Source organism: Serratia sp. 506_PEND (assembly GCF_001076875.1).
Classification (GTDB): domain Bacteria; phylum Pseudomonadota; class Gammaproteobacteria; order Enterobacterales; family Enterobacteriaceae; genus Serratia; species Serratia marcescens.
Genome location: NZ_JVEL01000444.1, coordinates 22,879 through 38,350 on the forward strand (window position 1 = coordinate 22,879; position 15,472 = coordinate 38,350).

The 15,472-nt window shown below is 59.9% G+C and carries 9 protein-coding genes; 6 read left to right on the plus strand and 3 right to left on the minus strand.

Annotated features, from left to right (window positions below):
- Positions 1-34: 34 nt before the first annotated feature.
- The gene (locus tag ADK28_RS17180) at positions 35-2,128 is read right to left on the minus strand and encodes a TonB-dependent receptor (RefSeq protein WP_033638948.1); all 2,094 of its coding nucleotides are present in this window, start codon (positions 2,126-2,128) and stop codon (positions 35-37) included.
- Positions 2,129-2,379: 251 nt separating this feature from the next.
- Between ADK28_RS17180 and ADK28_RS32205 the strand changes: the two genes are divergently transcribed.
- The 3 genes from ADK28_RS32205 (at position 2,380) to ADK28_RS17190 (ending at position 7,434) form a co-directional block, all read left to right on the plus strand.
- Complete coding sequence (locus tag ADK28_RS32205) at positions 2,380-2,547, plus strand: hypothetical protein (RefSeq protein WP_161544320.1); 168 nt, start codon at positions 2,380-2,382, stop codon at positions 2,545-2,547.
- 116 nt (positions 2,548-2,663) lie between these two features.
- Complete coding sequence (locus tag ADK28_RS17185; protein WP_028128240.1) at positions 2,664-4,274, plus strand: condensation domain-containing protein; 1,611 nt, start codon at positions 2,664-2,666, stop codon at positions 4,272-4,274.
- Between the two features lie 64 nt (positions 4,275-4,338).
- Entirely contained in the window at positions 4,339-7,434 is a 3,096-nt protein-coding gene (locus ADK28_RS17190; RefSeq protein ID WP_048796231.1) for an amino acid adenylation domain-containing protein, read from the plus strand.
- A gap of 43 nt (positions 7,435-7,477) precedes the next feature.
- Here the strand turns inward: ADK28_RS17190 and ADK28_RS17195 are convergent, their stop codons facing one another.
- Positions 7,478-8,821: a condensation domain-containing protein gene (locus tag ADK28_RS17195; protein ID WP_048796232.1), complete on the minus strand. Its 1,344-nt coding sequence runs from the start codon at positions 8,819-8,821 to the stop codon at positions 7,478-7,480.
- 274 nt (positions 8,822-9,095) lie between these two features.
- Complete coding sequence (gene gltP, locus ADK28_RS17200; RefSeq protein ID WP_016929412.1) at positions 9,096-10,412, minus strand: glutamate/aspartate:proton symporter GltP; 1,317 nt, start codon at positions 10,410-10,412, stop codon at positions 9,096-9,098.
- Between the two features lie 900 nt (positions 10,413-11,312).
- On the opposite strand from gltP, the gene acs reads away from it, so the two are divergent.
- The 3 genes from acs to actP all read left to right on the plus strand — a co-directional run bounded on the left by acs (position 11,313) and on the right by actP (position 15,323).
- On the plus strand, positions 11,313-13,271 hold the full coding sequence (gene acs / locus ADK28_RS17205; RefSeq protein ID WP_048796233.1) for an acetate--CoA ligase: 1,959 nt from the start codon (positions 11,313-11,315) through the stop codon (positions 13,269-13,271).
- Positions 13,272-13,362: 91 nt separating this feature from the next.
- On the plus strand, positions 13,363-13,674 hold the full coding sequence (locus ADK28_RS17210) for a DUF485 domain-containing protein (protein ID WP_004930047.1): 312 nt from the start codon (positions 13,363-13,365) through the stop codon (positions 13,672-13,674).
- Complete coding sequence (actP, locus tag ADK28_RS17215; RefSeq protein ID WP_004930048.1) at positions 13,671-15,323, plus strand: cation/acetate symporter ActP; 1,653 nt, start codon at positions 13,671-13,673, stop codon at positions 15,321-15,323. The genes ADK28_RS17210 and actP overlap by 4 nt, the downstream gene beginning before the upstream one ends.
- Positions 15,324-15,472 lie beyond the last annotated feature (149 nt).

Below are 15,472 nucleotides of genomic sequence, written 5' to 3' on the forward strand. Positions count from 1 at the left end.
GGGGGACATTCGTCCCCCCATCATCGCGATAGCGTTAGAAATTCAGCTCAACCGCCGCGCCGACCATGCGCGGGCGCTGCTGCGTCGCGGTGTAGATATCGTTGCCGCCAACCATGATGCGACGCTCGGAGTCGAACAGGTTTTGCGCAAACAGCGTGGCGCGCCCATAGGCGAAGGTGTAGGCCAGCTGGGCGTTAGCCGACCAGTAAGAACCTATACGCCCGCGCGAATCGTTGTCATACGCCGAGTAATAGGAGTCCGAGAACGCCACGTTAGTGCTCACTTCCCACCCTTTCAGGAACTGATATTTGGCGCCCATGTTGGCGGTGTAAGCCGGCGCGCGTCCCAATTCATGCCCTTCCACGCCGCTGCCCGAGAACTTTTTGATCTTGGTTTTCAGCAGGCCAACGTTACCGAACAGCTCGAAGTCCCAACGCGGCTGCCAGGTGGCGCCGATTTCCGCGCCGTAGGTTTCCACCTTGTCGGCGTTGCGGATCACGCTGGAATTTTCTCCCAGGTAATAAGGCAGCTGCATGTCTTTGTAATCGTTGTAGAACACGTTGCTGGTCAGCACCACGTTGGCGTCTTTCAGGTGATGGCGGGTGTACAACTCATAGTTCCAGACATACTCGGAACCGTAGGTGTAACTGACGATCGGGCTGCTGAGAGTAATGCCTGCACCGCCAGCGTTATAACCGCGAGCGATCTTGGCACCGTAGGTTTGGGTGTCCGTCGGTTTCCAGGCCACGTCCAGTTTCGGCAGGAACACCGTGTAGGTTTCGTCGAAGTCGATGCGCACCGCCTTGCTGCCGCCATTGCGTTGGCGATGTTCGCGTTCCAAACGGCTGGCGGCAGTCACGTCCACCTGCGGCGTCAGCGCATAGGTCAGCTCAGCGAAGGCCGAGTTAGTGTCGGTTTTATCTTTAAAAGTCGCGCCGCCGAAGATATTGACGAACTCATCCTGCTTGGCGTGGAAATAACGCAGCCCCGCCAGCCCGTGCAGGCGGCTGTCCGCGCCGCCGAAACGTACCACCGGTTCTACGTGCACCTCTTTACCGCCGATGTCGGCGTACGGCAGCTGATAAGCCGTGGCGCGGTTAATGTTGAAATCGGTATAGATAACGCGGTTTTCCAACGCCAGGCCATCGGAGGCCTCCCAGGCCAGATCCCAGATCCCGCTGTTCACATTGCTTTTGAACACCGGCCGACGGATGTCGTGACGCGCACTCGCAGGATGCGGCTGCGGGTTGAGGCTTTCGTTCTGCGGTGCGGTGCTGCCAAAGTGGTTAAAGGTCAGCTTGGTGGTCAGATCGCGCAAACCGGCCGGGTTGAACAGCAGCTTGGCGCGGGCGGTGGTGGCCTCCACTTCACGCGGATCGCCCACCGGTTCATAGGCCGGCAGGTCAGCATCGCTACGGCGGCGCTGGCGATCGACGCTGACACGGAACGCCAACTGGTCTTCCACCAGCGGGCCGGACGCCATGGCGGCTAGTTGAGAGGAGTGCTGATTGCCGGCCCCGCCCTTGAAGGCGCTTTCCCATTCGAAGGTCGGGTCTTTACTGGCCATGACGATGGCGCCGGCGATGGCGTTGCGCCCCTGAATGTAACTTTGCGGGCCGCGGAACACTTCAACGCGATCCAGATCCCACAACGATTGCGGTCCGTAGGCTTGTTCGTTATAGGTCAGCGAACGGCCGTCCAACGACAGATTGAGGCGCGGCCTGGTGCCGCTGAGGAAAGCGCCGGCACCGGTGGTCGGGCCGGAGCCGTCAACGCCACGCACGGTTGGCAGATCGTTGCCGATGCCGACATCCACCACGTTGGGGGTCATGCGCAGCAAATCGGGAACCTGTGTCGCATTAGGCATAGAGGAGATGCGGTTGCTGTCGAACACTTCGACGCTGGAGCCGGTGTCGAAAATGGAACGTTTGACCTTCTCACCGGTAACCAGCAGCGTTTCCGCGTCCTGGTAGGTTTCGTTGCTCTTGGTTTCCGCCGCGTTGACGTTACCGATCGCCAGTGAACAAACCCCTAAAAATACGGAGGAAAACGCCCCAATGGCTTTCAACCCCGCTTTTTCCCCGTTTCCTACGCTTTCATGCCGTTGAGCCGCAAAATGCTTGCCCATAGATGTCTTCTCCTTTCATCCCAGAGGTGCACAAAATTTGATTTTTTTTTACACAACCTACATCGACACTCACACAGACCATGACGCTGCGGCCTTCCCGGCCTTGCTGTTGCTTATCCCTGCGGCGAACCCATGTCTTTTGCGGCCGAACGGGCACGGCCCCGTCCACAGCCAAGCCGCCGGCGAAGCGGCCGGCAGCTTGTATAAAAACGTAAAATAGTGTTAATAATGATAATATTTTGCATTTTTTAATGCAAATCATTATCAATAAAGGTGTGAGGCCGGGCGTATTCACCGCCAGAAACCCTTATATTTTTGCAGGAAAAACAAGCGCTGCAATAACAAGCAATCATTTCAATGCTAAGAATAATATAGATAAATTATTCACACCCAACGCCCTGCCTGCCCGGCATCGCTAAAACCCCTTATAGATAGCACCTCTGCGCCAAATGAATCAAATAATAATAATTTTCATTCCTATTAACATTTAGATATATTCTTGCAGTCTCGTTGGCTGAATCAAAATGGATACCCGATGAAAGCTTTGACCACGATGCAGGCCGCCTATTGGGTAGGCCGACAGTCCGCTCCTCCTCTCGGCGGCATGGCCGCCCACCTGTATGCGGAATTCGACAGCGGCGAGCTGAACATCGCCCGGCTGCGCCAGGCCGTCGAGGCGCTGTATCTGCGCCATCCGCTGTTACGCCTGCGCATTACCGACGATGGCAGGCAGACGATCGCACCTCCCGGCCCCCGGCATACTTTGCATCTCGACGACTGGCGACATGCCGATGAAGCGACGCTGGCGGCCGCGCTCGCCGCCAAGCGCCAGGCGAAAAGCACCCAGTTGCTGCCGCTGGAACAGGGCGTTCCCTGCGATATCAGCCTGAGCCTGTTGCCGGCGGGACGCAGCCGCCTGCATGTCGATCTCGACATGATCGCCGGCGATGCCATGAGCTTTCGCCTGTTGATGGAAGATCTGACGGCGTTTTATCACCAGTGCCCGCCGGCCCCTGCCCATGACGCGCCGCCGGCCTACTTCGACCACCTCGAACGACGCGACGCCGACGCGGCGCTGCGCCAACGGCGCGAACGCGGCCAGCGTTGGTGGCGTGAACGCCTGGCGCAGATGCCGCCGGCGCCGCGCCTGCTGCGCACGCCGGACCGCTGCCGCAGCGATCGTTTGGCCATACAGTTGAATGCAGAAGAAAGCCGCGCGCTGGAAAACGTCGCGAAACGGCATCACACCTCCCTCTCGACGCTTTTTCTGGCGCTGTTCGCGCTGGCCGTCGGCCAGGGTTGGAACATGACACGCTTCCGGCTCAACGTGCCGCTGTTCCACCGCGAGAGCGAACGGGAAGACGCACATCGCCTCATCGGCGATTTCTCTAACCTGGTGCTGCTCGGCGTGGAACTGAACCCGACGGAAAACCTGAACGCCTTCTGCCGGCGCCTGATGACGCAGCTGGCGGAGCTGATCGAGCATGCGGATTACCCCGGCGTCAGCGTGATGCGCGATCTGTCGCGCCTGCACGGCAGCCTGCAACCTTCGCCGGTGGTGTTTACCGCCGGTTTCGGCATCCGCGGCAAAACGCTGTTTTCCGAACGGGTCACCGACACCTTCGGCCGTCTCGGCTGGGTGATCTCTCAGGGGCCGCAGGTGGCGCTGGATGCGCAGGTCGCCCATGTCGACGACGGTATTCTGATCAACTGGGACGTGCGGCTGGACGCGTTCCCCGAGCAGGTGCTGCCGCGCCTGCTGGCCTGTTACCGGGCGCTGCTGCACCTGGCCGCGCGGCAAGCGGGGGCGTTCGATCGCCCGCTGTCGCAGCTGCTGGCGCAATGCACGCCCGACGCGCTGGCGCAGCAGGCGCCGGTACGCCAGGTGCTGCACCGGCTGCTGGCGCGGGTGGCTCCCGAGGCCGACTTGCGCGACCACGACGATATCCGCCGGTTGGCCTTGCCGGATGCCGGGGTGAACGCGCTGCTGACAGTGCTCAACAAGTATCTGGCGGCGGCGCTGACGGCGCAGGATCTGACGGCGCATCCCTCCCCGGCTGCGCTGGCGGCGTTGATCTGCCAACGGTCGCCCGAGGCAGGAAAGCATGCGAAAACGCTGCTCGCCGCGCTGGCGCCGCAGCACTGAGATCGGTTTCCGGGCGCACGGCGCCCGGCTCGTTTTAATCGGTTAGCGACTATAGGGAAGTACCATGGAGACACCATTAACCGCACTGCAGCAGGCCTACCTTCTGGGCCGCAGCGATCGATGGCCGCTCGGCGGCGTGGCGATGCACGACTTTCGCGAATACCGCACCCGGCAGCGGGATGTACCGCGCCTTGAAGCGCGCCTGGCCGAGCTGGTACAGCACTACCCGGCGTTGCGCACCTGCATCGATGTGCAGCGCGCCACGCAGCACGTACGCCCAGAGGTGACGCTGCATCTGGATCGCCACGATCTGCGCTCCCTTGATGGCGAAGCGGCGCAGCGCCAGACTGAACAGCTGCGCGATCGCTACTCCCACCAGCGCCACGATCCGAGCCAGCCACTGTGGCGCATCGCCGTGATCCAACTTGCCGAACAGCAGGATCCGACGGGATCGCCGTACGATACGCTGATCTTCACCAGCTTCGATGCCTTGATCCTCGACGGCCAGGGGATCTCCACCGTGATCGCGCGCCTGTTCGACGATCGCCCTCTGGCGCCGACCGCCGCCGCACTGCCGCCCCCCGCCGCATCGGCGGCGCAGCGCCAGGCCGATGCCGCCTACTGGCGTGAAAAACTGCAGGATGTCACCACGCCGTCGGCACTGCCGTGGCGCACCCCGCTCGCCAATCTCACCTCATCACGCTATCGCCGCGCCACCTTGACGCTACCGCGCGATACGGTAAAACAGCTTGGCCGCCTGGGATCGCCGCATGCGCTGCTGCGCAACAGCCTGCTGTCGGCGCTGATCCTCGATACGCTGGCCCACTGGACCACCGATGGCGAGCTGTGCGTCGGGGTGCCGGTGGCGTTCCCCGCCGCCGACGGCGCCCTGGGCAACGCCTCCAGCTTCGTGGCGGTGCGCTATTCCCGCCACGGCGAAGATTTTATTCAGCGCGCGCAAGCCCTGCAGGACGACGTACTCGGCGCGCTCGACCACCTGGCATTTTCCGGCGTCGATCTGGCGCGGCAGTTGCTCGGCCAAAGCCAGGGCGGCCCGGCGCTACCGGTGATCCTGACCAACTGCCTGGGTTGGGAAACGCTGCCGGCCGAGGCGCCGGTGCGCTTCCACGACGGCCTGACCCAAACGCCGCAGGTCGCCATCGACATTCGCCTGACGCTGGACAGCGAAAAAAATCTGCAGCTGTGCGTGGACTACGCCGAACAGGCGCTGCACGGCGAGCAGGTAGAAGCCATGCTGGCCGCGTTGCAGCGACGCATCCTGCACAGTTGCCAACGGGCCGACCTGGCGATCGCGCCGCGGGACTTCATCGATCTGGCGCATTACCGCCACAACGACAGCGAAGCGAATTACGCGCCTTACCCTTATCTGGCGCAGCTGGCCGAGCGGCTGTTTGGCGCGCAAAACGGCGGCAATGCGCTGATCTGCGGCGAGCAGACGCTGACCTACCGCGAACTGGGCCAGCGGATCGCCACGGCAATCGCCAACCTGCAGAGCCGCGGCGTGCAGCCGGGCAACGTGGTGGCGCTGTATCTGCCGCGCAGCCCGGAACTGGTCATCTTCAGCCTCGCCTGCGCCCTGCAGGGGGTGATCTGGGTGCCTGTCGACATCAACTCGCCGCCGGAGCGCACCGCCTACCTGCTGGAGAACTGCCGGCCGACGTTGGTGGTGCACGGCGGCGATCTGGAGACGCCGATCGGCGTGACGCCGGCGCCCCTGCTGACGCCGACGGATCGCACGCCTGCGCTGCCGGATGAACAGACGTTGGTGGAACGCAGCGCCAGCCTGGCCGCAAGCTACTATCTGTATACCTCCGGCACCACCGGCAAGCCCAAATGCGTGGTGCTCAACAACCGCGCCACCGCCAACGTTATCCACCAGACCCAGCTGCGCTGGGCGGTTACCGCTGACGACGTCTTCATTTCCGTCACGCCGCCGCACCATGACATGTCGATGTTCGATCTATTCGGTTCGCTGTGCGCCGGCGCCACGCTGGTGCTGCCGGCGTCGCATCAGGAAAAGGACGCCATCAGTTGGAACCAATTGGTGGAGAAACATCGGGTCAGTCTGTGGTGTTCGGTGCCGGCCATTCTGGAGATGCTGCTCACCTGTAAAACGGCCGACAGCCTGCGCTCCCTGCGCCTGGTGGCGCAGGGCGGCGACTACATCAAGCCGGCGACGGTGCAAACCCTGCGTACCCTGCGCCCGGATCTCGCGCTGTTCTCACTCGGCGGGCCGACCGAAACCACCATTTGGAGCATCTGGCACCCGATCGCCCCACAGGAGAGCGGCACCGTGCCTTACGGCCGCCCGCTGCCGGCTAACCGCTACTTCATCTGCCATGACGACGGCAGCCACTGCCCGGCGGGCGTGGTCGGCCGCATTCACACCGCCGGGGTCAACCTGGCGTTAGGCTATCTGGAACAGGGGGAACTTAAGCAGCACGATTTCGTCACCCTCGAAGGGCCGGACGGGCAATCGCTGCGCGCTTTCCGCACCGGCGACCAGGGCTATTACCGTGCGGATGGCAACATCATGTTCGCCACCCGAGTGAACGGCTATGTGAAGATCCGCGGCGTGCGCGTCTCGCTGCCGGAAATCGAAGACGTGCTGCGCCGCCATCCGGCGATCCTGGATATGGTGGTGGTGGATTATCCCAGCGGAGAGAACAACGAGGCGGCGCTCGGCGCCCTGTATCTGACCCGCGACGGCAAACCGCTGCCGCTGTCCGAGATCCGCGCCTTCGCCACCGGCTATCTGCCCTGTACCCATATTCCCACGCGCTTTATCCATGCCGAGGCGCTGCCGCTGTCCGCCAACGGTAAAACCGACCGCCATCGCATCCGCGCCGACCTGAGCCACCAGCAAACCGTGCCGGCGTTGAACGCCTGCGCGGCCCCGCCGCCGAACGCGCCGCTGGCGCGCAGCGCCGAGATCCTGGCCATTTACTGGCAGGAAATTGGCGTAACGCCGCGCCCGGAATGGGGGGAAGAGACGGCGTTTATCGCCATGGGGCTGAAGCTGCCGCATATCAAACAGGTGGCGGCACGCCTCAATGACGCTTTCGGCACCCGTCTGGTAAGCAGTTCGCTCTTGCCGTGCAAGAACGCGCGCGAAGTGGCGGCGTTGCTGGCCAGCTGAAGCCATAGCACTCGGGCGGGAGCATCCTCCCGCCCGCACTTTCTCAGGCGGGCAACGCCGTCAGGGCCGCCAGCGGTTGCTCCCAGGCTTCCCGCTGCAGCGCACGCAACAGAAATTCTTGCAGCGCCTCGCCATAGTCCAGCGCATCCTCCGTCGGAAACTGCTCCAGATAGATATCGATATCCACCTGCAGATCGCGAGCGTCGGTGCGGCCGCGATAAGTCAGGTTGAAACCGTCGCCCGAGCCGCCGGCCAATACGCTGCGCGTACCGCTGCAGCCGGTAAAACGAGGCGTATCGAAGGGCTGCACGTTGATGAAAGGGGAAATAAAGAAGCGCGAGTCCGGATCCACGCCGCGATCGGCGGCCAGTTGGCGCAGGCGGTAGCCGCCGTGGCTGCGCAGCTCGCGCAGCTGCTGCGTCAGCGTGGTGAGAAAGCTCCCCAGCGTCTCCGCTTGCGGCGGTGACACCAGCAGCGGCAGAGTGTTGACCGCCAGCGAAGGCACGTTGGTGGCGGCCTGTCCACGACGATTCAGCGCCGGCATCCACATCGGCAGCGTATCGCCTTGCCGGGTACAGCGCGGCATCACCTGAAACAGCCAAGCCGCCGACAGCGCCACCAGCAAGTCGGGCCAATTGATGCCGCTGCGCTCCGCCAACTGCGCCAGACAGTGCGACACCGCCGCCGGCAGCCGGTAGTGGGCGCTCAAACGCCGTACGCCATAGGCCTCACCGCCCTTGCGCACCGTCGGCAGCGCCTGCGACGGCGGCAGATAGGTCTGCCAAAAGCGCCGATCGCGCTCGCATCGCTCAGAATCAGCGTAGGCCAGTTCAGCCTGTTGAAAGGCGTCAAAGGCACCCAGGGGCATACCCGCGCTGCCCTCACCCAGATAGTGCGCGTATAACGCGGCGCAGCGGTGTTCGATCAGGGCCATGCCGAAGCCATCAACCAGAATATGGTGCGCACGCACGTACCAGAGGTAGCGCTCCGGCCCCAGTTTGAGCAGCCAGGCTGCGGCTAGCGGCTCGCTGTGCAGCGCCCGGCGCTGCGCGATATCTTCGCGCATCAGGCTTTGCGCCGCCTGCCAGGGATCGCCGTGCGTTTGCAGATCGATGTGTTGCAATGGCGGTGTGCGCTGTGGATCGTAACGTAACAGCGGGGGAGAGTCGCCATGCCGCTCACCAAAGCGCAAGGCAAACGCCTGCGTCTCGGCGAGAGTGGTGACGATCGCCCGGCAGAGCGTCTCTTCCTCTACCGCGCCACACAGTTCGGTGCAATGTGCGACGGTGGACAGAGTCCGCCCAGGGTGCAAGGTGTGTTCTTCCCAGAAATCAAGCTGCGCTGGCGCCAGCGGCAACCATCCAGAGGCCAAAGCGGTGTCCGACATGTTACCTACCTTTGATAAGCCCGAATAAAGACGCCGAACGGGCGTAACCCCACCGTTCAACGACTTTGCGTGTCTCCATACATCATCAAATGAAAATGATAATAACATCTATTATCATTTCTATTAATTTGGTAACACTTTAGATTCTGTTAAGCGGGGATGCAAGTCGCGCAGTAAGGCAGAGAAAAGAAAGTGGCAGGTTGAAGAGCCATAAAAAACAAAACGCCCCGGCACAACTGCCTGGGGCGTTTTCAACGTCGGCGATACTCGGTGATTAGGCCTGGTTGGCCGGCTTCACCTTCTGCGCCAGGAACTCCGTTTCGTAGGCCAGCGCCTTCTTGCGATCGAACTGGTGCTCCCACTTGGCGATCACCAGTACCGCCAGCGCGTTGCCCACCACGTTCAGCGCGGTGCGCGCCATATCCAGGATACGGTCCACGCCGGCGATGAACGCCAGGCCTTCCAGCGGAATGCCGACGCTGCCCAGGGTGGCCAGCAACACCACGAACGAGACGCCCGGCACGCCGGCGATCCCTTTCGAGGTCACCATCAGCGTCAGCACCAGCACGATCTCCTGCCCCAACGACAGCTCGATGCCGTACAACTGGGCGATAAAGATGGCGGCAATGCTCTGGTACAGCGTCGAGCCATCCAGGTTAAAGGAGTAACCTGTCGGCACCACGAAGCTGGTGATCGACTTGGGCGCGCCGTAAGCCTCCATCTTTTCGATGATGCGCGGCAGCACCGTTTCCGAGCTGGCGGTGGAATAAGCCAGGATCAGTTCGTCTTTCAGGATGCGGATCAGCGTCCAGATGCGCAGGTTGCACAGCCGGGCGACCGCCCCCAGCACCACCAGGGCGAAGAACGCGATGGCGAAGTACACCAGCACCACCAGCTTGGCCAGCGGCAGCAGCGAAGCGAAACCGAAGTTGGCTACCGTGACCGCAATCAGGCCAAACACCCCGATCGGCGCATAACGCATGATCATGTGGGTGACTTTGAACATGCTCTCGGACACCGCCTTGAACACCTTTAGCAGCGGCTCTTTGGTCTCTTTCGGCAACGACGACAGCCCCAGGCCGAACAGCACCGAGAAGAAGATAATCGGCAGCATGTCGCCCTTGGCCATCGACGAGAAGACGTTCGATGGGATCAGCGACAGAATGGTCGCCACCAGACTGTGCGAACCGCTTTGCACCTGTTCGGTGGTTTTCTCATACTGCGAAATGTCCACTGTGGTCAGCGTCGACATATCAATGCCGTGGCCAGGTTGGAATACGTTGGCCAACGTCAGCCCCACCACGATGGCGATCGTGGTGATCACTTCGAAGTAAATAATGGTTTTCAATCCGATGCGGCCCAGCTTTTTCGCATCCCCCACGCCGGCAATACCGACGATCAGCGTGGAAATAACGATCGGCACCACAATCATCTTGATCAGTCGAATAAAGATATCACCCGCCGGGCTGAGAATATTACTGACCAGCCACTCACGAGATTCGGTCTGGTTGTGCAATACCGCGCCAACAATAATACCCAGTACCAACGCGATCAGGATTTGCCAAGCCAGGCTAATTTTTACACTTTTCATACCCAAAAAGTCCTCAAAGACTCTTTTCGCCGTACAAAGTCGCAACACGACGAAAAGAATACTTAATCATTTATTACAGGCTTATGTTAATTCAGCGGAAGCGTTCACCTGCCCTGGGTGAAACGCAGTATAAATCTGTATCATCCGGGCGGCATGCTCTGCAAGCCTTGATTTGTCAGGGTTGAGCGCTGAATCGAATCACAAAAAATTCGCGTAACTATTTCAAACGGCATAATTGGTTGTTATTAAAAACATAATTTTTCATACAATGAAGTACATAACCGCACCGACGACGATTTTTTGAACGCTATTAAAATGCGTTATTTTTCGCTCATTCTGCATATTTAATCCGCATGATATGTTTATATTTTGTTACTCAAAAGTCAAACAAATGAGAATTGACCGAGTGACAATTTCACCCATAAATGCAGTGCCACTTTATATTTCGATTAAAAAAAGAACGATATCGCAGGGCGCATACCATAGGGCATTACCCGAGCTTTCATCAGGAATTAAAGGTTAATAAAACGTTATTTCACGCTGTGCAGTCCATAGTTATATCGCGTTAATACCAACTTCGAATATTAATAGCGAAAAATAATCAAAAAAGATTTATAGCGCGAAATAATGCTGGTCTCTCCCATCCTTATTAGGCGCGAGGCAAATACCCTCGCCTTTTTTATTCTTTTTTGTTCTTTAGATAAGTGTTTTTGGTTAAAAACGTGGGTTTATGAGGATTTAAGCGCCAAATAGATAGATATGCCCTGCAAATGCGACAGAACGATTACAAATCAATATCTTTGTTGCGTGATCTGCCGCGCAAAAAAGAAACAAAGAATCGTAGCAAACTATACTTAACCTTCAGTTGACATATCATTAACAACTTCAAGGAGAAAAGCTATGAGCCAACTGCATAAACACGCTATTCCTTCTGCAATTGCAGAACGCGCCCTGATTAATCCGGCACAATACCAACAGTATTATCAACAGTCGGTTCAAGACCCAGAGGCTTTCTGGGGTGAGCATGGCAAAATCCTGGACTGGATCAAACCCTATACCAAAGTCAAAAACACCTCGTTCGATCCGGGCCACGTCAGCATCCGTTGGTTTGAAGACGGCACGTTGAACCTGGCGGCCAACTGTCTGGATCGTCATTTGGCCGAGCGCGGCGACCAGAACGCCATTATCTGGGAAGGCGACGACCCGACCCAATCCAAAAAGGTGACTTACAAACAGCTGCACCATGACGTCTGCCAGTTCGCCAACGTGCTGAAACAGCTCGGCGTGAAAAAAGGTGACGTGGTGGCTATCTATATGCCGATGGTGCCGGAAGCGGCGGTCGCGATGCTGGCCTGCGCGCGTATCGGCGCCGTACATTCGGTGATCTTCGGCGGCTTCTCACCGGAAGCGGTCGCCGGACGCATTATCGACTCCAACGCCAGGCTGGTGATCACCGCCGATGAAGGCCTGCGCGCCGGCCGTGCCGTGCCGCTGAAAAAGAACGTCGACGATGCGCTGAAAAATCCCGGCGTAGTCAGCGTGGCCAACGTCGTGGTGTTCCAACGCACCGGTAAACCGGGCTACTGGCAGGAAGGGCGCGATCTGTGGTGGCATGAGCTGACCCAGGGCGTCTCCGCAGACTGCCCGCCGGAAGAAGTGAACGCCGAAGATCCGCTGTTCATCCTGTACACCTCCGGTTCGACCGGCAAGCCGAAAGGCGTGCTGCACACCACCGGCGGCTACCTGGTCTACGCTGCGATGACCTTTAAGTATGTGTTCGACTACCACGACGGCGACATTTACTGGTGCACCGCCGACGTGGGCTGGGTCACCGGCCACAGCTATCTGCTGTACGGCCCGCTGGCCTGCGGCGCCACCACGCTGATGTTCGAAGGCGTGCCTAACTATCCGGGCGTCAATCGCCTGTCGCAGGTGATCGACAAACACCAGGTCAACATTCTGTATACCGCGCCGACCGCCATTCGCGCGTTGATGGCCGAAGGCGACAAGGCGATCGAAGGCACCCGACGCGATTCGCTGCGCATCATGGGCTCGGTCGGCGAACCGATCAACCCGGAAGCCTGGGAGTGGTATTACAACAAGATCGGCAACGCAAGATGCCCGATCGTCGACACCTGGTGGCAAACCGAAACCGGCGGCTTCATGATTACCCCGCTGCCGGGCGCCACTGAGCTGAAGGCCGGTTCCGCCACGCGGCCGTTCTTTGGCGTACAGCCGGCGCTGGTCGATAACGTCGGCACGCCGCAGGAAGGCGCCTGCGAAGGCAACCTGGTGATCGTCGATTCCTGGCCGGGCCAGGCGCGCACCCTGTTCGGCGATCATGATCGCTTCGAGCAAACTTACTTCTCGACCTTCAAAGGCATGTACTTCAGCGGTGACGGCGCCCGCCGCGACGAGGACGGTTACTACTGGATCACCGGCCGCGTCGACGACGTGCTGAACGTCTCCGGCCACCGTCTGGGCACCGCCGAGATCGAGTCCGCGCTGGTATCGCACCCGAAAATCGCCGAAGCGGCGGTGGTCGGCATTCCTCACAACATCAAAGGCCAGGCGATCTACGCCTACATCACGCTGAACCACGGCGAAGAACCGACGCCGGAGCTCTATACCGAAGTGCGCAACTGGGTGCGCAAAGAGATAGGGCCGATCGCTACGCCGGATGTGTTGCACTGGACAGATTCGCTGCCCAAAACGCGCTCCGGCAAGATCATGCGGCGTATCCTGCGCAAAATTGCCGCCGGCGACACCAGCAACCTGGGGGATACCTCCACGCTGGCGGATCCGGCCGTAGTCGACAAGCTGTTGGAAGAAAAACAATCAATGAAAGTGCCGTCATAATTTACGCCGCTTCAGGCCGCTCATTCGGATAACGCGCCGTTGAGCGGCCCTGGCGCGGCGTACTCTCTCAATACCGACTGGAGACACTCTGATGAATGACACCATTTATCAAGGGATTGAAGAAAACCCGCGCTTTAAAGAGCTGGTGAGAAAACGCGGCCGGTTCGCCTGGCTGCTTTCGCTGATTACGCTGGCGCTGTACGTCGGCTTCATTTTGTTGATCGCCTTCGATCCCCAATGGCTCGGCACGCCGATCGCCGCCGGATCGACCATCACCCGTGGGATCCCGGTCGGCGTCGGGCTGATCGTGATCTCTTTCGTCTTGACCGGGATCTACGTGTTTCGCGCCAACGGCGAATTCGATCGCCTCACCGCAGAGATTCTGCGCGAGGTGAAACAATGAAGCGCTTATTGTCCGCCGCCGCGCTGCTGTTGCTGCCGGGCCTGGCCTGCGCCGACGCCATTGGCGGCGAGGTGCATCGTCAGCCGCTGAACATCCAGGCGATCGTGATGTTTATCCTGTTTGTCGGCGCCACGCTCTACATCACCTATTGGGCGTCCAAACGCACCCGTTCCCGTCAGGACTACTACACTGCGGGCGGGCGCATTACCGGTCTGCAAAACGGGCTGGCGATCGCCGGCGACTTCATGTCCGCCGCCTCGTTCCTCGGCATCTCCGCACTGGTCTATACCTCGGGCTATGACGGCCTGATCTACTCCATCGGCTTCCTCATCGGCTGGCCGATCATTCTGTTCCTGATCGCGGAACGCCTGCGCAATCTCGGCCGCTATACCTTCGCCGATGTCGCCTCTTACCGTCTGCAGCAGAAACCGATCCGCACCCTCTCGGCCTGCGGCTCGTTGGTGGTGGTGGCGTTGTATCTGATCGCGCAGATGGTCGGCGCCGGCAAACTGATCCAGCTGCTGTTCGGGCTCAACTACCACGTGGCGGTGATCCTGGTCGGCATTCTGATGGTGCTGTACGTGCTGTTCGGCGGCATGCTGGCCACCACCTGGGTGCAGATCATCAAAGCGGTGCTGTTGCTGGCCGGCGCCAGCTTTATGGCGCTGATGGTGATGAAGTCGGTTAACTTCGACTTCAATACCCTGTTCGCCGAAGCGGTGAAGGTGCATCCGAAAGGCATCGCCATCATGAGCCCCGGCGGGCTGGTCTCCGATCCGATTTCCGCGCTGTCGCTTGGCCTGGCGCTGATGTTCGGCACCGCCGGTCTGCCGCACATCCTGATGCGTTTCTTCACCGTGAGTGACGCCAAGGAAGCGCGCAAGAGTGTGTTCTACGCCACCGGCTTTATCGGTTACTTCTATATTCTGACCTTTATCATCGGCTTCGGCGCCATCTTGCTGGTCAGCGCCAATCCGGCGTTCAAAGACGCCACCGGCGCGCTGCTGGGCGGCACCAACATGGCGGCGGTGCATCTGGCCAATGCCGTTGGCGGCAACTTCTTCCTCGGCTTTATCTCGGCGGTGGCGTTCGCCACCATTCTGGCAGTCGTCGCAGGCCTGACGCTGGCCGGCGCCTCGGCCGTGTCCCATGACCTGTACGCCAGCGTGATTAAAAACGGCAAGGCGACTGAGCGCGATGAACTGAAGGTCTCCAAGATCACCGTCGTGGTATTGGGGCTGGTCGCCATTGCCCTGGGGATTTTGTTCGAGAAGCAGAATATCGCCTTTATGGTCGGACTGGCCTTCTCCATCGCCGCCAGCTGTAACTTCCCTATCATCATCCTGTCGATGTACTGGTCGCGTTTGACGACCCGCGGCGCGATGATTGGCGGCTGGCTGGGTCTGTTAACGGCGGTAATTCTGATGATCCTCGGCCCGACAATCTGGGTGCAGATCCTCGGCCATGAAAAACCGATTTATCCGTATGAATATCCGGCGCTGTTCTCGATGATCGTGGCCTTTGTCGGCACCTGGCTGTTCTCGATCACCGACAGCTCGCTGGCCGGACAGCAGGAGCGGGAACGCTTCCGGGCCCAGTTTGTCCGTTCGCAAACCGGGCTGGGCATCTCTCAGGGCAGCTCGCATTGATCGAATAATAAGTGAAAAAAGCAAACACACCCTAATCAAAGGCCCTTCGGGGCCTTTTCTCTGGCTCGCTGGCGGAGAATAAGGAGGAGGGGAAAACCGCGCAGCGTAGCTGCGCTTTTTTATGTATTGCACATAGCAAAAAGCCCTGA

What these genes read in the sequence shown, in the direction of transcription:
- ADK28_RS17180 (WP_033638948.1), bottom strand. Translation starts at nt 2,128, where the DNA reads ATGGGCAAGCATTTTGCGGCTCAACGGCATGAAAGCGTAGGAAACGGG.
- ADK28_RS32205 (WP_161544320.1), top strand. Translation starts at nt 2,380, where the DNA reads ATGCAAATCATTATCAATAAAGGTGTGAGGCCGGGCGTATTCACCGCC.
- ADK28_RS17185 (WP_028128240.1), top strand. Translation starts at nt 2,664, where the DNA reads ATGAAAGCTTTGACCACGATGCAGGCCGCCTATTGGGTAGGCCGACAG.
- ADK28_RS17190 (WP_048796231.1), top strand. Translation starts at nt 4,339, where the DNA reads ATGGAGACACCATTAACCGCACTGCAGCAGGCCTACCTTCTGGGCCGC.
- ADK28_RS17195 (WP_048796232.1), bottom strand. Translation starts at nt 8,821, where the DNA reads ATGTCGGACACCGCTTTGGCCTCTGGATGGTTGCCGCTGGCGCCAGCG.
- gltP (WP_016929412.1), bottom strand. Translation starts at nt 10,412, where the DNA reads ATGAAAAGTGTAAAAATTAGCCTGGCTTGGCAAATCCTGATCGCGTTG.
- acs (WP_048796233.1), top strand. Translation starts at nt 11,313, where the DNA reads ATGAGCCAACTGCATAAACACGCTATTCCTTCTGCAATTGCAGAACGC.
- ADK28_RS17210 (WP_004930047.1), top strand. Translation starts at nt 13,363, where the DNA reads ATGAATGACACCATTTATCAAGGGATTGAAGAAAACCCGCGCTTTAAA.
- actP (WP_004930048.1), top strand. Translation starts at nt 13,671, where the DNA reads ATGAAGCGCTTATTGTCCGCCGCCGCGCTGCTGTTGCTGCCGGGCCTG.